Annotated in this window: 9 protein-coding genes and 2 pseudogenes; 6 read left to right on the forward strand and 5 right to left on the reverse strand. The window is 66.0% G+C overall.

The genetic code is table 11. From position 1 onward, the window contains the following. The first annotated feature begins 932 nt into the window (after positions 1–932). Positions 933–1,859, forward strand: coding sequence for a hypothetical protein (locus tag ACFWV2_RS31405; protein WP_384410288.1), 927 nt, complete (start codon positions 933–935; stop codon positions 1,857–1,859). On the opposite strand, the gene ACFWV2_RS31410 is transcribed toward ACFWV2_RS31405, so the two are convergent. Both ACFWV2_RS31410 and ACFWV2_RS31415 read right to left on the reverse strand, forming a co-directional pair. Next, positions 1,829–3,268 carry a restriction endonuclease gene (locus ACFWV2_RS31410; RefSeq protein WP_384410290.1) on the reverse strand — a complete coding sequence of 480 codons (1,440 nt, stop codon included), beginning with the start codon at positions 3,266–3,268 and terminating at the stop codon, positions 1,829–1,831. The two genes, ACFWV2_RS31405 and ACFWV2_RS31410, sit on opposite strands and share 31 nt — an antisense overlap. Positions 3,269–3,560: 292 nt before the next feature. After that, positions 3,561–4,475 (reverse strand): DUF4238 domain-containing protein, encoded by a 915-nt coding sequence (locus ACFWV2_RS31415; protein WP_384410293.1) that lies wholly within the window; start codon positions 4,473–4,475, stop codon positions 3,561–3,563. A 59-nt stretch (positions 4,476–4,534) separates the two neighbouring features. Between ACFWV2_RS31415 and ACFWV2_RS31420 the strand changes: the two genes are divergently transcribed. The 3 genes and pseudogenes from ACFWV2_RS31420 to ACFWV2_RS31430 form a co-directional block, all read left to right on the forward strand. After that, positions 4,535–4,747 (forward strand): hypothetical protein, encoded by a 213-nt coding sequence (locus ACFWV2_RS31420; protein ID WP_384410296.1) that lies wholly within the window; start codon positions 4,535–4,537, stop codon positions 4,745–4,747. A gap of 927 nt (positions 4,748–5,674) precedes the next feature. Beyond that, positions 5,675–6,145 (forward strand): annotated as a pseudogene (locus tag ACFWV2_RS31425) (NACHT domain-containing protein); the annotation flags it as partial. A 636-nt stretch (positions 6,146–6,781) separates the two neighbouring features. Then, positions 6,782–7,696, forward strand: a pseudogene (locus ACFWV2_RS31430) (tyrosine-type recombinase/integrase); the annotation flags it as partial. 87 nt (positions 7,697–7,783) lie between these two features. On the opposite strand, the gene ACFWV2_RS31435 reads toward ACFWV2_RS31430, so the two are convergent. Genes ACFWV2_RS31435 through ACFWV2_RS31445 form a run of 3 tightly spaced genes read right to left on the reverse strand, consistent with a single transcriptional unit; the run spans position 7,784 to position 16,586 of the window. Then, positions 7,784–8,287 carry a hypothetical protein gene (locus ACFWV2_RS31435; protein WP_384410299.1) on the reverse strand — a complete coding sequence of 168 codons (504 nt, stop codon included), beginning with the start codon at positions 8,285–8,287 and terminating at the stop codon, positions 7,784–7,786. A 17-nt stretch (positions 8,288–8,304) separates the two neighbouring features. Continuing rightward, a complete protein-coding gene (locus ACFWV2_RS31440) occupies positions 8,305–9,168 on the reverse strand; it encodes a hypothetical protein (protein WP_384410302.1) in 864 nt (287 codons plus the stop codon). Next, positions 9,165–16,586, reverse strand: coding sequence for a polymorphic toxin-type HINT domain-containing protein (locus tag ACFWV2_RS31445; RefSeq protein WP_384410306.1), 7,422 nt, complete (start codon positions 16,584–16,586; stop codon positions 9,165–9,167). The genes ACFWV2_RS31440 and ACFWV2_RS31445 overlap by 4 nt, the downstream gene beginning before the upstream one ends. 556 nt (positions 16,587–17,142) lie before the next feature. On the opposite strand from ACFWV2_RS31445, the gene ACFWV2_RS31450 reads away from it, so the two are divergent. Both ACFWV2_RS31450 and ACFWV2_RS31455 read left to right on the forward strand, forming a co-directional pair. Further along, entirely contained in the window at positions 17,143–20,628 is a 3,486-nt protein-coding gene (locus tag ACFWV2_RS31450) for a DNRLRE domain-containing protein (protein ID WP_384410309.1), read from the forward strand. A gap of 141 nt (positions 20,629–20,769) precedes the next feature. Continuing rightward, positions 20,770–21,000 (forward strand): hypothetical protein, encoded by a 231-nt coding sequence (locus ACFWV2_RS31455; protein WP_384410312.1) that lies wholly within the window; start codon positions 20,770–20,772, stop codon positions 20,998–21,000. Positions 21,001–21,002: the final 2 nt, after the last annotated feature.

Genomic DNA, 21,002 nt, shown 5'->3' on the forward strand with positions numbered 1-21,002 from the left:
TTCGGCGGCGGGATCAGCGGCTTCGCGATCTCCCACAACCCGTCCGGAACAATCCAACTCCACGTACCCCGCCCCATGACGTGCCCAACGACCGCCTCACCACATAGGACACGGTCCAAGGGCTGTTGGTTCTGCACCGCGGGCGTCTCCAGCACGGGACATGCGTCGTTCCGTGCCACGTCGCTGCCGGGCCGGACTCGCAGAGGCACGGTGCCGGGGCACCTGTACGGCTACCAGCTCGCGCACGGCGTGATCCCGCGTCTCGGCTGGGGAAACGACAGTCCGACGGTCTGCCATACGTGCGACAACCACAGCTGTCAGCAGCCGGCGCACCTCCGGCTAGGGACCCCTGCGGAGAACCGCGCGGAGTGGCTCGCCCGCCGTCGCGACCCCGGAGGCCCTCTTGCAGACCTCCGGGGTCCTGCTCATCGCGCCCGCGCGATCGGTGCTGCGATTCGCGCCGGTCGCGCGCTCGGCGAGTCCGAGGCGGAGGTCTCCTCCCGGATCGACATAGCAGCCGCCGCCGGAAGGCCCCTGAGCCTGTGGTGACTGCTAAACGACCGGCCCTCGGTCACCCCCCTTTGATCCACAGAACGAGGAGAGTCACGAGGCCGGCTCCTACGGCAGAAGCCGCCTCCCGAAGCGCACTCATCGCCAAATCCTGAACGGCCTCCGCCTTCCGACCCTGCCTTCCGGCAGTCTCCGCACTGGGCTGGTCGGGCGGCAGTGCCCTAGGGTCGTTCACAGTGGTGGTCATTGGTCTCCCTTTCAGAGCCTGGGTCAACACCGCAGGGGGGTCACCGTCGGCCATGCCGCCAAGCTCCGGCCGACGGTGAGCCCCTGCCTCGGTCCTTCGACCCTACGAGAGTGGGATCGACGGGCGGCACCCCAACCGGCCTCATTCGGCACCGGGTTCGGTGTAATTTCCAGGCGTGACGATCTCCGGACCGGGCACCATCGATGACCTGGTGCACGATGCCGCTCTTGCAGGACACGCCGTGACCAAACGCCTCGTACACGACTGGGTGTCACTCGGGTTACTGGACCGTCCACAACGACGGCGTACGGGCCCTCACGGCTCGGACAAAGCGTTGCACTCAGTCCATCAGCGCAAGCTCTTTCAGCTTCTACTCGGAGCGCGAGTGGGCACGCCGCGAATCCCCCTCCTCGCAAGGATTCCTCTGACCATCTGGCTATACGGGGAGTCGGGAGCCGTACCCACCCGGCAGGCCCTTCGTGCGCTTGTCACCCATGTAGGAGATCCGCGAGGCAGCAAGCCCCGGGCTCTGGAGACCGCCCGCTTCCTGATCGCTCCGCTGGACGATCGCCGGCTCGGCACCGCGCATCTCCGACGAGAGTTTCTCCACGCTGTACGCGACGCTCTTTACACCGGCAGCTTCGACGGCAACCACCTCCTGGCCAAAGCCCGGCCCCTGTTCGAGCCGCCCGAGCTGCACCGCCAGGTCGTCTACTCTCGCGGCCTTACCGCCGCGAGGACACCCGAGACTTTGATCTTCGAAGTGCGAGTCAAGATGCTTGGCGGCAGAGTGATCGCCGAGGGAGGCGTCAGCCTCGCGGACCTCGAAGCCATACGCGAGCTGTGGCTTTCGATGCCGCCCTTCAGCCGAGAGGGCATGCTCAACGACGTCGGGCTGCCCACGGCGCAGGCGATCGAGACCTCTGGCAATTGGCTGGTGTTCTCACTGGGGGCCCAAGCGCTCAGCAAGCACTGGTCAGAGGCGAAACCCAACGCACACCGCGGCTCCCACAGCGGAAAGCCACAGGTCGCGCCACCGCATCTCGGGAGCAGCAGCGCCCCAGCAACGGACTACCAGTCGGCCACTGGCCGGAACACCTGAGCGTCCGATGTGCGGGCACGCTCCCATGAAACTAGGGAATAGGTTTCTGGCATCTTCGTCAGCGGATGGTGCGATCGGAGAGCGCACACGATGACCTCGCTGGTGCTGAGCGCGCCCGGCCACCCTTCCGGCGCCGACCCCCGGTCCGCCTTGAAGAACGGATTCCGGGCCACGATGCCGGTAACCCACCGCTCCTGAGGGCCAGGCCCCGCTGGCAAGCTACCCAGGTCCCCGGCTGAGGTGTCGCCCGGGAACGGGTCCGAGGCGACGAGATATCCGACAGCTTCCAAGGTCTCGTGGACTCCCAAATTTCCGCGGGACACAGACGGACCGGCCAGCGGGCGGAAGAAGCCGGCGGCCATCACGTCGTACTGCTCGAACAGGTGCCGGAGCGGCTGGACGTCAACGGGTACACCGACTAGCTGGAACGACACGTTGCAGCCGACGACCCTGGAGCCGTCTTTGGAGATGTCCGCGCTGAGGGTGTAGAAACCCCCGCCCGCGCAGGTGTCGAAGTAGGTCACCTGCTCAGAGTGATGGATCTCTTCCTCAGGAAGGTCCTCGTAGCGCTTCGCCCTGGCAGTGAGGGCCTCGACGAACTCGCGTGCGCCGGCGCCATGCCACGCCGCGGTCAGCTGTCGGATGCTCCAGCTCGGTTGGGACGTCGTCCACCCCATGGAGTTGAGGGCGTGAACGAGATCGACGAGCCCCCGTTCGTCGAGTCGACTGACGGGCAGATCCAGCGTCACACCGCTGCCGTCCGCGATCACCCAGTCAACGTCCGGGAGCTCCTGTGCGAAGACCAACCCTGGGAAGCCATCTTCCTTCTTCACGTACGGGAGCGGTTGCAGGTCGAGTCCAAGGATCGTCAGAGCTGCGGCTGGCAGGTCCGTAACCGGCCGCCGACGAGCGCGCCTCGTGGTCTCCAGGCTCAGGTGGACACGCCCGTGAACCATGAGCTCGTCCCGCTTGATGCGCAGGAGATTGGCGAGCGACTCCGGTGTGCGGAGGACCTGCGACAGGTCCTTCTGTCCGATGAGCAGGATGGGCTGCTTCCCTCTGAACTTCGCCACCTCTTCGATGACGGTTTCCGTGAAGCCCGACATGCTGATGATCACGCCCACTGCGGAGGGGACTGCTCTCTCCATCCGAGCCCGTACGGCATCGAAGGTGTCCACATCGATGGGGGCCTTTTCCCATTTGGCCTCGATCAAGTACCAGGCATCCCCGTAGCTGGCGAGAAGGTCGGTCTGCCTCGGTCGGGCGGTGCCAGCGTTGCGCTGGACACGGAAGTGGGCGTTCTTGAAGAGCCGCTCCAGCAGCTCCTCGAACTTCCGGCCACGCCGATGCGCGTCCGGGCTGGACTGGAGCTGCTTAAACTCCGACACAAGCAACGATTCCCACCCCATGGCAGCGCTCCCCAACTCTGACCCGATCGCCCGAAGGCGTGGTGTGGCCGACGTTCAAGCCGACGCACCTACGTGGCCCGGATGCTATGCGGACCCACTGACAAGTTCGCGCAGCCAGCAGCTCCTGGGTTCGGCCGGGAAGGCGTGGTTCGAGGCATCCACTCTGGTCACTCCCAGGGCCGGCGGAGGGAGGTCACCCGCGCCTGTGCTGGGGGCTCAGGGGGGCTGCTCATCGCCGTCTTGAAGGTCTCGGACGGGCCGTCAGGCATCAGGTAGGACTCCGGCGGCTGGCTCATCCGCATTCCCGTTCCCGAACGGGTGGCAGCCTGATCCCTTCCAGAGGGCGGTCGTCCGGGTGGTGGTACAGCTCCTTGCGTGCGTTGAAGGCAAACCGCTGGTTCAGCTCCTTGGCCAGCTTGGCGTGAGGACGCACGACGAAGTCCTCGCCAGGTCCGGCCATCATGATCGCCGCCCTCCGGTCGATGGGCATGAGAATCGCGGCCGCCGTGCCGAGGCCGACACCCAGGAAGGCCGGCATGTCCTCGTCGCGGACCAACGTCACAGGGTGATCAGGAATCAGAAGCGTCCGACGCTCGAACTTGATCAACCCCCATGCGCGTCCCATGAAGATCTCGTAAGCCGCTTTCATCGACTGTGCCATGTATACGACGTGCTCATTGACGGACAGCTCGGCGGAATAGCTGTCGAAGTCCGTGAGGGACTCCCACATCTCTTCCACGCCCTCGTCCACAACCGTTCTCCCCTCCTCCTCTTCCAGATGGCGCCGAATCTCCGGCTTACCGCCCATGGCGATGAGGATCTTGCCGAGATGGTCGGCCATCTCGTTCTGCGCTGTGCGGGCAGCAGGGATCCGAGCATGTTGCGCCGCGATCCACTCAGCAACGACCGCCCGCTCCTCGACCGCCAGGGGCCAGACTCCCTGGGCAATCTTGCGGATGATCTTGGCTGCCTTCCCCTCCAGATCGGCCAGCAGGTTCTCTACGGTGTCGTCGAGCTGGCCGCCTTCGCCTCGCATCGAGTAGAAGTCACGATGCACGGTGACATCCGCGATGCCGACCTGGCGCCGCTCGCCCCCATCAAGGGGTACACGGACGATCTGCTCCCCATCAGCGAAGCGCCGCAGGAGAAGGCGCGGCACTGTGTGATGGCGACGCTTCAACTTCGACTTACTGGAGGACTTGCCCATGATCTGACGATACGGGCACCCCCTGGAAGCAGCGTCCTGCCGACCCAGGTGGACCCTCCGTGATCCAGAACGAGGCGACGTACCGCCACTTCGCACCAGATGCGGAGCACCCGACACGCCAGACCTTCACCGCCGCCTCCGTCGCGAACATGGCCCTGCCGGTCCCCCGGGTGGACCCCGCCGATACGGACACCGCCGTGCTCTTCCTCGCCTCCGGCGAGGCCCGCCACATCACCGGCGCCCCCTGCCGGTCGCCGTCGGCCATCTCGTGAAGTAGGCACCATCCCTGTCCGTGCTCCGTCGTACGATGACGCACCGGATGAGAGGAGGCCCCTCGGAGGACGCCGGCGTCTTGAGAGGAGCTTTCGGTGTCGACGGCCAGGCGAGGTGCCCTAGGCGGCTCAAGCAACGAAGCGGGCGCTAACCACCGGGCCGGTATCGCGGCCCTGGTCGCCGCCCACGGCCTACTGGGCGAGCGCGTGCCCTGGCTTAGGTCCGCGGCGGCGCCTGTACTGCTGCGTATGGAGGCGGACCTGCATGTCGACGACGTCGTCGTCGATCTCGCCGATGGCACGAGAGCCTTCGTCCAGGCCAAACTGAACGCCGGTGACAAGGCGTTCAAGGACTCGGCCGACCAGTGGTGTCGTGCCGTGGCGTCCGGCGAGTGCCGCCCGGGTGACGAACTCCTCTACATCGTCACCCGGAGCACGCCGGCGCTGGACCGCATGGCCGAGGCCCTCACACTTCACCAGAGTGGTGCCTCGCCGACTCCCACAGCGTTCCGTCAACTCGACCGTTTGCGCAGTCTCGCCACCGAAGCGGGGTTGGACTGTGCGGACACAGATCATCTCCTGGCCGCGGCGCGGGTGCGCGCCCTGGACGCTCGCGACGGCGGTCCCGACGAGGCCTTCGGCGCTGCCTGCCTCAACGCCGCCGTCGTCACGGCAGGCCACGGCAGAGCGGCCTTTCGCGCGATGAAGGCGGCGGCACGGGTGCAAGCCGAACAGCGCACGGCCTCGGACCCGCAGCAGTGGCGGGGCTGGCTCCTCGACGCGCACCTTCCCCTGGTCGCCGACGCCTCAGGTGCGCTGGCGGCCCGGTTGGAGGCCATGGACGGGGAGGTGGCCACGTACCGGGAGAGGTGGGCGGCCGAGCGAGACGTCCTCCCACTCGCCGATCTCGGCCAGGGTCTTGAGTCGATGACTGTGCCGGGCGCGGCGAAGGCCCTGAGAGCCGTGACGCCTGCCAAGGATCAAAATCGAGGCCGGGACACCCTGGTCAACGTGGTACGCCGTCAGGGCCGACTCTTCCTCGTCGGACCGCCGGGATCAGGCAAGACCGTAGCATCACGCCTCCTGGCGGCGCACTGGGCAGGCCATGCGCACGCGCCCGTTCCGCTGTGGCTTCCGCTCCGCGAATTGGTACCCCTGCTGCCCCCGGCAGGTCCTTACCGACTCGATCCGGCCGATCTCGTACGAGCGGCCATCGGAACCGCTCGGCCCTTCCTGGTAGAGGCCCTGGTGTCACACGTTCGGCAGGGAAACGCCCTGCTGTTGCTCGACGCGCTCGACGAGGTCCACGACCGGCAGGACGCCGTGGTCGAGGCTGTGGCCCACGTGCTCGACGAGCTCCCCGCCGAACTCGACGTCGTTGTCACCTCCCGCCACTCGTCGTCCGCAGCGGCCGCGCGCCTCCGGCTCCCCGTCCACGAACTGCTGCCTCCAGAGGAGCTGACGGACACTCTCGACCACCTGCTGGAGACACTCGCGGAAAGGTTCATGGACGCCCAGGGCAGAAGGGACTGGATCGCCGATCGTGCGCGGCGCGTCGAGCACTCCCGTCGCACCGAGAGGGCCCTGTGGCGCGTCCCGTTGTTGGCGACACTGATGGTGCTCCTCATCGCCGAACGCCCGGCAGCCGCCCTGCCGGGCAGCCGGGCCCAGCTGCTCACCGAGGTCATCGACGCCAGTGTCCGCCGATGGGAGATGCGCCGCGGCTCACCACCGATAATGCCGGTCACGGACGCTTACCTGACCGCCGAGATTCTGATCGACTGCTTCGACGACATCGCCCACGTCGTCGCCGCGGCCGGCACGGCGTCGTGGCACGACGCCCATCAGGCGGTCGGCACCCGCCTGCTGAAGCACTGGGGCAAACCGCCGGGCGTCGCGACCGCCATCGCCCGCCACACGCTCGAATACTGGGACGCGGCCGCGGGCGTGTTCATCACGGACACTCCGCAGGGGACCCTCACCGCCCGTACCCGCCTGTTCGCCGAGATCGGCGACGCCCGCTGGGCCGTACGGCTCAACCAGCTCCGCACCACCTGCCAATGCTGCGCGCGCGGCCTCGACGCCGCCCGTGTCGAGCCCCTCTGCTGCGCTGCCGGAAAGTGCTGCGCAAGGCGACTCTCACCGCTGACCCTGGCCTACGTACACTCCGTCCTCAAGTCCGCCCTGGAGCACGCCGTACGCGAGGAGGAAATCCCGCGCAACGTCGCCCGCAACGTCCGCACCGGCACACCCCGACCCCGCCGCTTCGAACCCCTCACTGCCGACGAAGCGCGCACGTTCTTGGCCGCGACGAGCGGTCACCGGTTGCAGCCGCTGTTCGAGCTTGCCCTGCATACCGGGCTCCGCAAGGGCGAACTCCTCGGCCTGCGCTGGGAAGACCTCGACCTGGCCGGCGGAACCGCCAGTATCAGACGCACTCTCCAGCGCACCAACTCCGGCGGCCTGACCGCCCTCCCGACGAAGACCAAGAGCTCGGAGCGGCGCATCGTCCTGCCGACGCCGTGCCAGCGCTCCCTCGAACAGCACCGCGACCGGCAACTCCAGGAACGTGAGGCGGTGGGGACGGCCTGGCAGGACAGCGGCTACGTCTTCACCCGCCCCGACGGCGCCCCGATCGAAGGGTCCACCCTCACCCGGCACTTCAACACCCTGCTCCGCCAGGCCAGACTCCGCCGCATCCGGTTCCACGACCTCCGCCACTCGACCGCCACCCTCCTCCTGGAACAGGGAGTGGAACTCGTCGTGATCAAGGAGCTGTTGGGCCACGCCCACATCGGCGTCACCGCCACCGTCTACGCCCACGTCCGGCTCCGCCTCCAGCGCGACGCCATCAACCTCCTCGGACTCGCCCTCCGCGCTCCCGCCGACACCGGAAACCGGCCCGACGACGGTAACGAACCGCCGCTCTGCGCAGCCCCCGTCCGCTGACGTTGCCGTCAACTACTGCCGTCACGGCACGCTGAAGCCCCGCCAAGCATTGCCTGACGGGGCTTCAGATTTGCGTGTGTACGTGAGCTACTGGCCCCCGATGGACTCGCGGAATCGCCGCACCTCAGAGATGGTCGTCGACCACTCAGAAATTTGGTTCCCGTCCTCGTCAACCAAACTTCGAGCCTCCACATATCGCCAAGGCTCTTGCGGATTAAACTCTTCTTCGAGGCCATCCAGGAAGATGATCGAGTTTTGCACGTGGACAGCTTCCCCTTCCCGGTAAATGGGCCAGCAGAAGATGAAGTTAGCGGTCCCCGGGTCCGTGATCGAAGAGATGAGGCACGAGGTCGAATTCTCGCTCGCCTCAAGCTCCCTCAGGGCTCTCTCCCAACTTCGAGAGTAGTAAGCCAGCGTCCAGAAGCTCAGGTCCATCGGGAATGATTCTGAGAAATCCCCGACCGTGACCCTACCGGCGGCCTCGGAAGGCAACGAGACGCCACCCTCCGAGGCGGGATCACCGATCACTTCGATCGCGAATCGGTTATTCCTTGAGATAGCCGCCGCCCCGCCTCGCTCCTCACCCCTCACCCCTCACCCCTCACCCCTCACCCCTCACCAGGGCTCTCCCATACCGCTCTGACTACGCCGTCTGAATCCGGCACCACGGCGCACCACCCAGCCAAGACCACATCCGCCAGCATGAACGACGATCCCCTGCCCGTTACTTCGGCGAGACTATCGGCCCCCCCTGGGTGGGCGCGGTAAATGAGCTGGCCAGGCGTGAGCGGGGCTTCGAACGCAGTGAAATCTTCGTCCAATAGCCCCGCGTCGAGCCGCAGGTCCGGGTTTGCGACAACGCAGAGGAGAGAGCGAGGCCGTACAGCCTGTGCCACCTCCGCTACATTTCCCGCAGTCACCCGGAACCATCGGCAGCCGTAAGCGCCGTGCGCCCAGCGCTCACACAAGAGCACTAGCCCATCGGCCGCCGCTCGAACCAAGCCCCAAAACTCGTCATCCACAACGTCATCGACAAGTCTTGGCTCCTCCTCAGGATCCGGTTCCGAGGAACGCCGCTCAAGAGACAGGTTGTCGCCAGCGAGCCCGGTAAGCGAATTGGCTACCGCTGGATCCATTGAGAGATGGATCGCCCCATCCCATCCCGACTCGACGCGAAGCCGCCCCGGTGTGATCAGTCGGCAGTACGGTCCGAACCCAGCCGCCATCCGCTCAGCGAGATCTATCGCCTCCGCCGGGTTGGCCTGCATCCCGTTCCGGAGCCTCCAGTACCGGTCAGGGAGCGGTTCGCTGACCAGCAACTCACTGACCTCAAGACGGTCAGCTCCGCATTCCTCGATCACCACGTTGAGCAACCTCCGCAAATCCGCCGCGTAGGCACTCCAGGCCGGCGCCTCTGCCAGGGAGGCTCGCACATGCTGGTCGCTCGGGCTGACGACAAGCTCGGCTGTCATTTGGCTAGCCACTTAAGACCCAACACCTCTCCAGTCGGGGATACATCCAGCCCATACGTTCCGTCCCGAGCCGAATCCTTCGTCGACTGGAAAGGATTACGGAAGCTGGCACCCTTGAATACCGCCTGCTTGTTATGCCCGGTCCGATCGTAGGTGATATACCGAGGTTGACCGCCTCCAGCCTTCTTGTTCTCCCAAATTGGGGCCCCGCCTGCAGACTTCATTTTGGTCTTCGTGTACCCCAGGAAATTCGCAACCTCGTCAGACTGTGCACGCGTGAGCGAGTTGCAGTTGCTGTTGTGAACGAGTACCGGCGTCTGCCCAGCGAGTACATAGTACGTGTGCAAGTCGGAAACACTCAGGTTGTAGACCTTGGCACTCAGAGCGGTCCACTGCTGGATCCTTGAGATCCGAGCGCCGGCGCCCTCGGCGACCTGCACCCACTGGCCAGGATGAAGGTCTGCCGCGTCGACCCACGTGTCCGCCTTGGGCACCCAGAAGGGATGCTCGGCCGTGGCTGTTACCTGAGCGGACCCATCCTCTGTTTCAATGGTGATCCTTACGAGCTGCTTCAGCCCTTCGCCCTGAATCTCGGCAGTGACGGTCTCGGTGTGCACTGACCCGGTCTTCGGGTCGCCGGCCAAGATCTTGTCTCCCACCTTGACTTGTTCGATCGGCTTAGCGGAACCGTCGGCCATGAGCACCTTGGTTCCTGGCGTGAAGCTGTTACAGGGCGTGAGCTTCTTCAGCTGAGCGGTGTAGGCGCGAGACATAGCGGAGCCAGTCAGGCGTCCGCCGTCTTCGAAGAGTCCGGCCTGCGCCATCTTTTGGAATTCCGCGCCGTGGAACAGTTCGTTCGTCATTCCCTGCGGGCAGGCAATCTTTCGTGCACCTACACATAGATTGACCGCGTCGGATATCTTGTCGTTTGACGATACCTCTCCTTGCTTACGCATGCGCTTATCAAGGTCGGTCTGGTAAGCACGCATGAATGTGTCGAGTTTGGCGCCGGCGAGGTGCTTTGCAGCGATTCCGGCAACCAGGTCACCTGCAGCAGCGCTTTCCTCATTCCAGGCGAGTTGGGCGTCCTCTTCTTCTCTGAGTTGCGTGATGGTCGGGGGATTGTATTTCTCGTAGCTGCTGGTCTTCTCTTCGTTCCAGGTTCCGTTCTGGAGTGAGCAGCTGACTCCGCGGTTGGCGCATTCGATCGGCGCGAGGCCGGTGGGGTCGCTTTGCGAGATGGGGCTGTTGTTGGCGTAGTTGTATCCGTTCATTTGGAGCGGGTCGGTGTGGTCGATGAGGGGGTCGGCGGAAAGGAAGCGGCCGGTGTTCTGGTCGTATTCGCGGGCGCCGATGTGGGTGAGTCCCGTTGCCGTGTCGTCGATGCCGACGCCGAGGTAGCTGCGTTTGTTCGGCCAGTTGGTCGGCTTGGTGCCGCGGGGCTCGCCGTAGGGCTTGAAGGCGCGGCGGGTGACGGGTTGGGTTCCGCCAGCTTCGACGGTGGTGTGGGCGGTGCCGAGGTGGTCGGTGAGGAGGACGTTCAGGGTGTGGGCGGTGGTGGATTGGTTGGTGGTGGTGCGGACGAGGGTGGGTGCGCCGGCCTGGCCGTAGGCGCGGGAGGCGCGGGTGATGAGGCCGACGGAGTCGGTGGTGAGTTCGGTTTCGCCGAGGTAGAGCGTGCTGCCGGTCGGCGAGTTTTCGAGGATGCGGTTGCCGTCGGCGTCGTATACATAGGTCGTCTTGACGCTGGTGGTGCCGTGGACCGTGTTCGAGGCGAGTTTGTGCTCGGATGTCCACTCGAGAGTCTGGTCCGGGCTGGTGCCGCCGGGCAGGTCGCGGGTTTTGGTGGTGCCGGTGGGGTTGTAGGTGTAGTTGCTTTCCTTGCCGGTCGGCGTGGTGGTGACGGAGGCGAGGGTGTGGGGCTGGGTGGTGCTGTGGTTATAGGTGTAGGCAGTGTTCTTGCTGGTGTCGCCGGCGGGGTCGTGTTCGGTTGTGGTGGCGCGGTTGCCGATCCAGTCGTAGGTGAAGGACTGGCGGTAGGCGGCCGAGCCGGTGACAGCCCCGGTGGCGGTGGCGGTGGGAGCGCCTGTGTTCGTGGCGACGGTGCCGGTGGCGGGTGCCGTGCCTGCCAGGCCGGTGAGCGGGTCGGTGTTCGTGGGGGCCTGGTGGGGTGCGTCTGCTACGGGGCCGCTGGAGGGGGCACCGGTGCTGTTGTATCCCCAGGTGGCTCCTGAGTTCGACTTGCAGCCGGTTCCGTTGCCGGTGGGCTTGATGTTCGAGGTCCAGGCATTGACGAGTTCACCCATGGTGTCGTAGGTGAAGCACTGGTTGTCCCAGGTCGTGAGGGCGGTCGTTTCCGCGTTCTGGCGGGCGCTCGCGGTGATTAGACCAGCAGTGTCGTAGGCGTATCCGGTGTCAGAGATGCGGTGGGGTCCGGGCTTCTCCCGGTCGGTGACGGTGCGCTGGAGTCTGCCGGTGTGCTCGTCGATGAAGTTGGTCGTCCAGATGCGGTAGGGCTGGGCGCTGGAGACTGTGCGCAGGACTTCGCCGTAGGGCGAGTACGTGGCGTCGGAGGTGTACCAGGCGAGGCCCGAGGTGGATTCGGGCAGGCCGTCTTCGTTGTAGCGGGTGATGACCTTCTCCGTGGCCAGGCCGCCCTTGGCGGGCAGGGTGACGGAGAGCGGCTTGCCTGTGGGTGTGTAGGCGTAGGTGTAGGTGTAGGTGCCGGACAGGCCGGTGGTCATGGTGTTGGTGGGGATGATCACCTGACGGCCGGTGGGCCGGTATTCGGTGTCGTAGCCGGTGATCTTAGTGGTGTAGTCGCCGGTGGTGGTGTGCCGCTTGGACTCCGCCAGCAGGCCGATCCAGCCCGCTTTGTTGACCTTGTCGTCCAGGTCCGTGTCGTACTTGAATTCCTTGACTGGTGTGGCGGTCGCCGAGCCTTCGCGTATGGCGGTGACCCGGCCCAGCACGTCGTAGGTTGTGTAGGTCGACTTCGTCAGCGCGTCGGTGACGACGTTGGGCCGGTCTACCTTGTCGTAGTCGGTTTGCGTGGTACCCGTGTCCGGGTCCTTGGCGGAGGTGACGCGGCCTCGGGCGTCGTAGGTGTAGGTCCAGGCGTTGCCGGCCGGGTCGGTGACCTTGTTGCGGTTGCCGCGTTTGTCGTAGCCGTATGTGGTGGTGCGGTACTTGCCGGTTCCGGCGTGGTGCTTGATGTTGGTGACGCGGCCGAGGGCGTCGGTGGTCGTGGTGGTGGTGGGGACGGTGGAACCGGCGGGGTCGGCGACGACGCTGGTGGCGCCGTAGGTGATGGTGCTCCAGTCCCGGCGGACCTGCCTGGAGTAGGAGGTCTGTATGACCGGGCGTTCCATGCCGTCGTAGGCGGTCTTGACCCGGCTCGGGATGATCGTCGTGGACTTGACCTCGAACAGGTCGGTCGCCGGCTCTTCCTTGACGAGGTAGCCGCCGGTCTGCTCGGAGACCAGTCCATGGTCGTTGTAATAGGTGTCGGTGACGACGCGTCCGGGGCCGTGGGCCTCGGTCTGTATCTGGACCTGGCGCATCAGGCCGTCGTAGAGCGTGACCTGGCGGGCGTAGGTGCCGTCGTCCTTGAGTGACTTGACGGTCACGGCGGCGGGGCTGGCTTTGTGGTTGGAGTCGACGGCCGCGGTCTGGTAGGCGACCTCGACGTTGGGGGTCTGGGTGCCGGCGGAACGGGAAGGGGACCAGCCCTTGATGAGACGGCCGAGGTCGTCGTACTCGGTTCGGGTGATGCGGCCGTTGGGGTCTTTGACCGTCAGAGGCAGTGCGCGGCCGGGGTCGAAGGTCGTGGTGGTGTCGTGGCCCTTGGCATTGATCGTCTTGACGGAGGTGACTGGGCCTCCGGTGTCACCGGGGGTGTACTGGATTTCGGCCTTGGCGGTGTCGGGCGTGGTGACGGTGAGGATGCGGCCGAGCGGGTCGTAGGTGGTGGTCGTGGTGATGGTGTGGTTGGTGCCGGTGCCGTCGATCTCGTCGACCGCGGTGATAAGGCCCTTGGTGGGGGTGGCGCCGTGGGAGAGCTGGTTGTAGCGGAACCGGGCCGAGTTCTTGAGTTCGGTGGCGGGATCGGCGCTGGCGTGGCCGGCGCAGGTGGTGGCGGTGGTGCTGGTGGTGCTGGTCAGTCCGATCAGCCAGATATCAGGGTTGTGGACGTAGACCGTCTTGGTGCAGGTGGGCTCGGAGAGGGTTTCGGTGGTGCCGTCGGAGGTGACTGCCGTCGTCTCGACTGCGGTGGCCAGGCCGTAGGAGTCACGGTTGAGAGTGGTGGCGCGAACGCCGCGCCAGCCGCTGCCGACGGCCTGGATGGAGTCGGTCTTCTTGACGCTCGTGCGGTAGGCGCGCAGGGCGGTGAGGGCGCTGCCATCCTCGGCTTGCCGGGCGCGTGAGGCGGTTTCAACTGCGGCGTCGGGGAAGTTCCGTGTCCGGCTCTCGAAGACCGGTCGTGTCTCGGGCTTGTTGTCGAGGTAGGCACTGGCCTGGGTGGAGTCCAGGAAGGTGAGGGTTTCGGCGGTCATGCCGGCGTACTGCGGAGCATCGTCAGCCAGGAGAAGGGTGCCGTCAATGGAGTCGTTGACCTGGCCGCCGGCTCCCTGGAAGTAACGGGTCACGGAGCGCGATTGAGACTGTGGTGCGCGCGGCGGCTCTCCAGCCTTCGGTGTGCCCGTAGGAGGCAGGTCTTTGCCGCCCTTGGTGACGGCGACTTGACGGTAGCCGCGCCAGTCGCTGTGGGTGCGCAGGGCGGGGCGGAGGAACTCGTCGTCGCTCTGGGCCCATGCCGGGCCTGTGTAGGCGTAGGTGGTCTTGATGGGTGCGCCGAAGAGGTTGGCCACCTTGTCGGTCTCGGTTACCGAGTGGACGACGTACTTGTTGAACCACGCCTTGGCGGGGGTCTTCTCCTCGCCGTCGGGAGACCAGCGGACGGGGTAGCAGGTGCCGTTGCTCTTGCCTCTGTCGGTGCTGGGCTGGGTAGTGCAGCCGCCGGTGTACTCAACCTCGATATCGGCCCCGGATTCGGTGGCGACGGTGCCGATGCGGGGGCGGGTGAAGCCGGGACGCTTGTCGTCGGAGTCGGTAGGGACGAGGTTGGGGAGCTGTGTGTCTTTGAAATCTTTCCTGTACAGCGGGGATTTGGTGCCGACCTGGTAGTGGGCGAAGCTGACACCGTCCTTGGACTGGAGGGTGCCGCCACCGTTCTGAGGGGTTTCGCCGGGGCCGTAGCCGGTGCGGGTGATGGAGTTGAGCCAGAGACCAGGAGCGGTGTCGTACCAGTCCTGAGGGAAGGAGTGCTTAAGGGTGTAGACGTCGACGTAGCCCGGGGCGGTCGTCTGGCCTCCGCGAGCGGCCTTGGTGGTGACGGTCTCAAGGCGCATCTGCGTCCAGAAGGACGGGAATCCGGGGCAGAGCTTAGATGTGCTCTTGCAGTTCAAAGAACCGGGGGTATCCCACCAGGGTCGGTAGGCGCCGGGGTCGCCGGTCTTGGCGAAGTTGGCCTCGTCGCAGGCTGCAGCGGACTTCAGACAGCGCTGCTTGACGCCGAACTCGACAGCGGCGGACGACTTGGTGAGGTCAGAGGCGCGGATGCCGTACTCGATGCTGGCGGGGTACGCGGCGCGTTCGTACTGCTCAGGTGCGCTGGGCTTGCTCCTGACGGCGTAGTAGTTCGTCTCCTGCTTCCAGTTGACGATCATGACGTTGCCGTGAACATCCTCGACCTTGTCCAGGCCCCAGCGCCACGCCTGCTGCCTAGGCTTATCGGTGTCTGGGTCCGTGCCGCAGCGGGAGCCAGCGAAGGTGGTGGTGTGGCAGGGCTCGCCGGGGTGGTTGCCGAAGACGGGGACGGTGGAGACCGAGTTGGTGTCGGCGTGGCTGCCGCCCACCTGGTTGAGGCCGAAGTGGTACTTCGTGCCGTCGGTGGTGGTGACGGTCCAGTACTCGCCATTGTTGTCGCCGTTGGTGCCGCCTGTGTGACGCTGGACAAGGGTGCCGTCGTCGTGCTGGGGGCGGTAGGTCTCTGTGGCGGTTTCGGGATTGCTGCCAGCGGGGGCGTCGCGGACGAGTTCGGTGGTGCCGCCGCCCAGGGACATGACCGCGTTGTAGGACACCCAGCACAGGTCGCTGGCCTTGTCGGCCTTGTCAGCTATGGCGGTGCTGTCGGTCTTGGCGTTGTTGGGGGTGCCGGCGATGAGGCTGTGGGTGTCGTCCTTGCAGGTGCGGTAGCGGCGTTCGATGAAACCGGGGTTGTAGTCCCAGCCTTCGCCGATCCAGGACGACTGGGGCGAGGACACGGCGGTCTTCCCGTCGACGGCCTGCGAGTTGTAGGAGAGCGTGACGCTGGGCGCGGGGCCGGCCGGGGCGGGCGGCATGATCATCGGGTAGGACCAGGTGAACGCGCCGGAGGAGCCGCCCGCGCTCCACTTGCCGCTGGAGGCAAGCGAGGTGGCCTTGAAGGAGCCACCGGGGCCGGCACCGGAGTCCACAGCGCCGATGACGGCCTTGTCGCCGCCTGTGGCGATGGGGGTGGCGGTGGTGTAGGACGCCTGCATGATCGCCGGGCCGGACTGGGGGGTGCTGGCCGTGGAGGCGGGGGTGACGGTGCCGTCGGCAGCGGTGTCGACCGTCGCGATCACGGTTTGGGTGGCGGCGTCGTTGGTGGTTTCGAGTTCCTCGTACTCCTGGCAGGCCTCCACGAGCGGCGTGGTGAGGTAGCACTCGGGGAACTGCACCAGACGCAGGCGGGAGGCCCAGTCGGCTCCATGCAGGAGTTCGAAATCGTCGTACTTAAGGCCGACGGAGATGGGCACCGACCCGGTGGCGGGAGCCTGGACCGTGATGAGAGTGCCGACCTTGAGAGCTTCTTCGACGCTCTTGCTGGTATCGCTGCTGCGGTCGACGACATTGCGGTCGACGACACTGAATTGCCAGGTACCGGTGGGGGCAGGGTGACCGTCCGCCTGTCCCGCAAGGAGGGGAAGGCTGGGGATCTGAGCGAGCCCGCCCTCTGTGGCCGTCGCCGTCGTGGTGGCGGTGGACATGAAGGCGGGGCTGATGGCGGAACCGAACGTGAACGGCTCGGTGTCAGCGACTGGAGGGGTCGTGGTGCCGGCTGGCGCCTGCTGCAGATCAGCGGGAACGTCGACCTTGAGCTCGTCGAGAGTTGCCTCGAACGTCTTGCCGTCGAGGGGCTTGTCGAGCTCGATTTGTTCGAGGTCGAGAGGTTCGACGGCTTCAAGCGTCTCGCGGCCGATGTCAGCGTTCGCCGGGTCCGGTGGCATGGCCAGGGACTGGGCGGGCAGCAGCCCCACCAGTAGGGCCGCGCCAAGGGCGGGTATGACCGTGCGGCGTGCCCGGCGGCGGGCATGGCGGTGACGAGCGAACAAGGCGAGGTCCCTCCGGACCCTTGGAGCGGCAGCCGGAGACGCACCGCAGTGATGGCACTTCAGATCCCGCAGATTCTGCGGGCACTTCGTGAAGGAATGCCAGGGGTTATGTACCTGTTGTGAGTATCGTCACGGGACGTAGCCACCCGGGAGAGCTTAGATGATCCGACGTCTGGCTTTACAGGCCATTCATACAGGTCAGAGCGTAAATCGAGCCAAAAGAACGTGATACACACATCGGGCCACGAAGTAACCAACAGTGACGATCTTTCGTCCTGATTTCTCATGCAACGTGCTGCGCAAGCAAGCCCCGAGCCATCTGAATACGGGTCTCACGGTCAGCCGGCCGGTGCCCGCGGGCTGTGCGGGAGGGATCCGGCCGCCTTTCACTACGGAGTGACGTATCGAAGTTGGTGGGTCATCATCGGCTCGCCCAGCCATGCCTGCGCGGAAGGTGATCCACCCCGGACTCCCCTCGCCCAGGACGTCATGGCCGGCTTCGTGGTTACAGCCGGTGCCGTGAGAGCCCGGACGCTGGAAGAGGGGTCCTCACCTGATGAGACAGATACGGCAGCGGCGCATGGGCGCTCTGGCGCTCGCGGCCGCCCTTGCCGCGGGCGGCATCACCTACGCGGGTTTCCACACCGGGTCCTCCGGCGAGGCCGCACACCCCCCAGCAGACGGCGAGAGCTCCGGCAACAAGCCGAAGACACAACCGATAAGCCATGCCTCAGCGGTTTCGCTGGCCCGCAAGACCGGCAAGCCGGTCGAGGTCACGCAGCTGCGGACTGTCCGCTCGACGACGTGGGCCCGTCCAGACGGATTGACGACCAGGAAGCTGTACTCCTCGCCGGTCTGGGCCAAGGTCGGCCATGAGTGGAAGTCGATCGACACCACGCTGAAGCGGTCGGGCACGGGCTGGGCGCCCGCAGCCACGAACACCCAGATGGTGTTCTCCGGTGGCAGTGCCGGTGATGGCGAGCGGGCGTCGCGCGGACACGTGCGCAGGGTCTCGCTTGTCAAGGGCCTCAAGGCCGAAACGGAGCCGGGCAACCCACTGGTCACGCTCACCGTTGGCGGCACCGTAGAGATCCCCGAGTCCCACGAGATCCAGCTCACCTGGCCCGGCCCTGTGCCCGCGCCAGTCATCGACGGATCACGGGCTCTGTATCCGGAGATCCTTCCCGGCGCGGATCTCGTCCTGACGGCTGAGGACGACGGCTTCGCCCAGCTCCTCGTCCTGAAAAACCGTCAGGCCGCCGCAAACCCGCGGGTCGCGCAGCTGTCGTACGGGCTGACCTCACCTACGCTCACCTTCCGCCTTGATCCGACGTCCGGCATCGTCGCAGCCAAGGACCTGGACGGGCAGGAAGTCGCCCTGTCGCCAACCCCGCTGATGTGGGACAGCAGCGGCCCCCCGGCCGTCACCGACGGAAACCTCGGCGCGTCCTCCCAGCCGACCGCCTCAGAATCCCTGCAAACGCCGACCAGCACGAGCACCGCCGCGGAGCCGAGCCCCAGCACGACCACCGAGGAACTCGCCGACGACAACGTCGACCCCGAGGCCGAGATCCTGCCCACGGCCACGGACGAAGCAGCCCCCACGCTCACCGACGCACCGCTGCCTCCCGCACCGGCCGAACCGACACCCGCACCCTCGCAGAGCGGCAATGCTGCCACCTTGAGCCTGCCGCTGCTCAACGGACCCTCCCCCGAGTCACGCGGCGACATCGTCGAAGCCGACCTCGGAGACGGATCCTGGCTGCTCACCCCCAGCCTGGACTTCCTCAACGACCCGGCCACCGTTTACCCCGTCTTCATCGACCCCACCGTCAAGAAGCACACCCAGGACTGGACCACCGCTTACAGCCGTCACCCCAGGGCCACGTTCTTCAACGGCAAAGACTTCAACCCTAGCGGAACCCACGAAGCCCGCGTCGGCTTCGAGTCCGACACCTGGGGCACCTCCCGGTCGTACTTCAACATCGCGTACGACAAGGACCTCAAGGGCGCCAAGATCCAGAAGGCCACCCTTCGGATGCTCGAGACGTACTCGTGGTCCTGCAGCCCACGCGCCATGTCCGTCCACGTGACCGGCCCGATCAACGGGCGCACCAACTGGAAGAACGCGCCCGCTCTCACCGACGCCAACCTGGCCTCACCGTCACGGAGCTTCGCGCACGGCTACAAGACAGGCTGCCGCGACGCATATGAGACCTTCGACGTGAAGGGGGCCGCGCAGAAGGCCGCCGACCAGGGCAGGAGCATGATCACCTTCGGTCTGCGGGCCCGGGACGAGAACTCCCAGTACGCCTGGAAGAAGTTCACGGCCGACGGTGACAACGCCCCCGTGCTCGAGCTGACCTACAACCGGCCGCCGAGCACCCCCACCAGCCTCGACCTCAGCCCCGACTTCAAGTGCACCACCGCACCTCCCTACGTCAGGGTCGGCTCCCCCAGCATCGCCTTCACCGCCAGGTCCACCGACAAGGACAACAACCTCGACTATCTCGACTTCGCCATGTGGCCGACCAACAAGTGGCCCGTCACCGGCGACATGCTCAAGTCGACCGGCACCGTCTCCGTCGGCGGCGACACCAGCGCCGCAACCCGCACTACGCCCGCCTTCTCCACCAGCGGTCTGGTGAACAACACCGTCTACTCCTGGTCGGTCCGCGCCATCGACGCCGCCGGCGCCTCCTCGGTCTACACGCCCAAGGTGCCGTGCCGTTTCGTCTTCGACAGCGCCGAGCCCAGCCCCCCCAAGGTCAGCTCCAGCGACTTCCCCAACGCCGACGGCGAAGACAACGACAATTCCTTCGGCAATGCCCCCGAAGACTCCAACTGGTCGGCAAAGAAGTTCGGCACCGCGGGCTCCTTCACCGTCCGGGCCATCGAGACTGACGTCATACGCTACGAATACGGCTTCAACGCCAATAGCTACCCCGACTTCCTGACCCGCACTGCAGGCACCGCCACCACGGTCTCGGCCACTATCTCCAACGCCAAGCCCCCCGCCGCCGGCCCCAACGTGCTCTACGTGAGAGCCATCGACGGAGCCGGTCACGCCTCCCAGCCCACCAAGTACTTCTTCTACGTCACCCCACGCGACCAGGCGGACGGCGCAGGAGATTTCACCGGCGACAAGCTCCCAGACATGCTGACCATCACCGCGGGCGGCAACCTCCGTGTCTCCCCCTCACATGCGGACAAGGACCTCAAGCCCACCGGCGACATCGACTACTCCATGTCCGGCGCGTACCGAGAGAACCCTGCAAAGGATCCCAACGGCGGTGACAAGGAGGAGACGTTCATCGGCCCGGTCTCCGGATACTTCACCGGCGCCCTGATCACCCACAACGGAGACTTCTACGGCGGCGATGGCCTGCAAGACGTCATCGCAGGCGTCGGCGGAAAGTGGTGGGTCTACCCCGGCGACGGCTACGGGGCCGTCAACATCTCCAAACGCCGCGAAATCCTCCTCCCCTCCAACGCACCCGCCCCCTCCACCTTCGTCTACACCCAGATCCTCGCCACCGGCGACGTCACCGGCGACGGCCTCCCCGACATGTTCGCCACCGCCGGCGACCAGCTCTGGGCCTTCACCGGCTACAACGGAGCCTCCTTCACCGAAGCCCGCATGCTCACCAGCGCACCCTGGGCCACCCGCGACATCGTCAGCGTCTCGGACATCGGCGGAGACGGCGTGCCCGACCTGCTCTTCCGCACCGAGGAAACCGGGCGCGGTCTGCTCCTACGACACGGCAAGCCCGGCACAAACGGCGGCGTCGACTTCACTTCCCTTGCCGTAGGCGCGAACTCCAAAACCGGCAAGGACGAGGTCTACGGCACAGGCGGCTGGAACAAGGACTCCATGCCCATGCTCATGGGTACCCCCGACGCCAACGGTGACACCATCCCCGACATCTGGGCAGCCGCATCCGACGGGAAGCTCTACTTCTACCCTGGAGGAATTGACGCACACGGGACGCGCTTCATGGCCAGCGACCTGGGCTGGACCAGCAACCGAGCCATCGGCTGACCAGCCAGACAGGGGACGGGAAACGACCACACCACGGTCGCTCCCCGCCCTCGACCGAGGCTCATACTGCGTAAGGGCAAGCCCTCCGGCAAAGGTGTAGATCTCACTTCCCTCGCCACCAAGGCCAGCTCCCTGACCAGTGTGGACACCACTTACGGCATTGGCGGATGGCCGACAGCCCAAATGGAATGCCTCGTCGGCACCCGCGATGCCCACAACGACACCGGCAGCACGCCCGACATCTGGTCAATGGCAGCCGACTGGACCAACTGGAAAGACACCCGCACCTTCACTGCTAACCCGTACAGGCAAGGTATGGCCACGACCACGCAGCGGTCGTGGCCATACCTCGTCTACACGATCCGGCATTGAGG

It is taken from the genome of Streptomyces sp. NPDC058671 (assembly GCF_042716475.1).
In the GTDB taxonomy this organism is placed as follows: domain Bacteria; phylum Actinomycetota; class Actinomycetes; order Streptomycetales; family Streptomycetaceae; genus Streptomyces.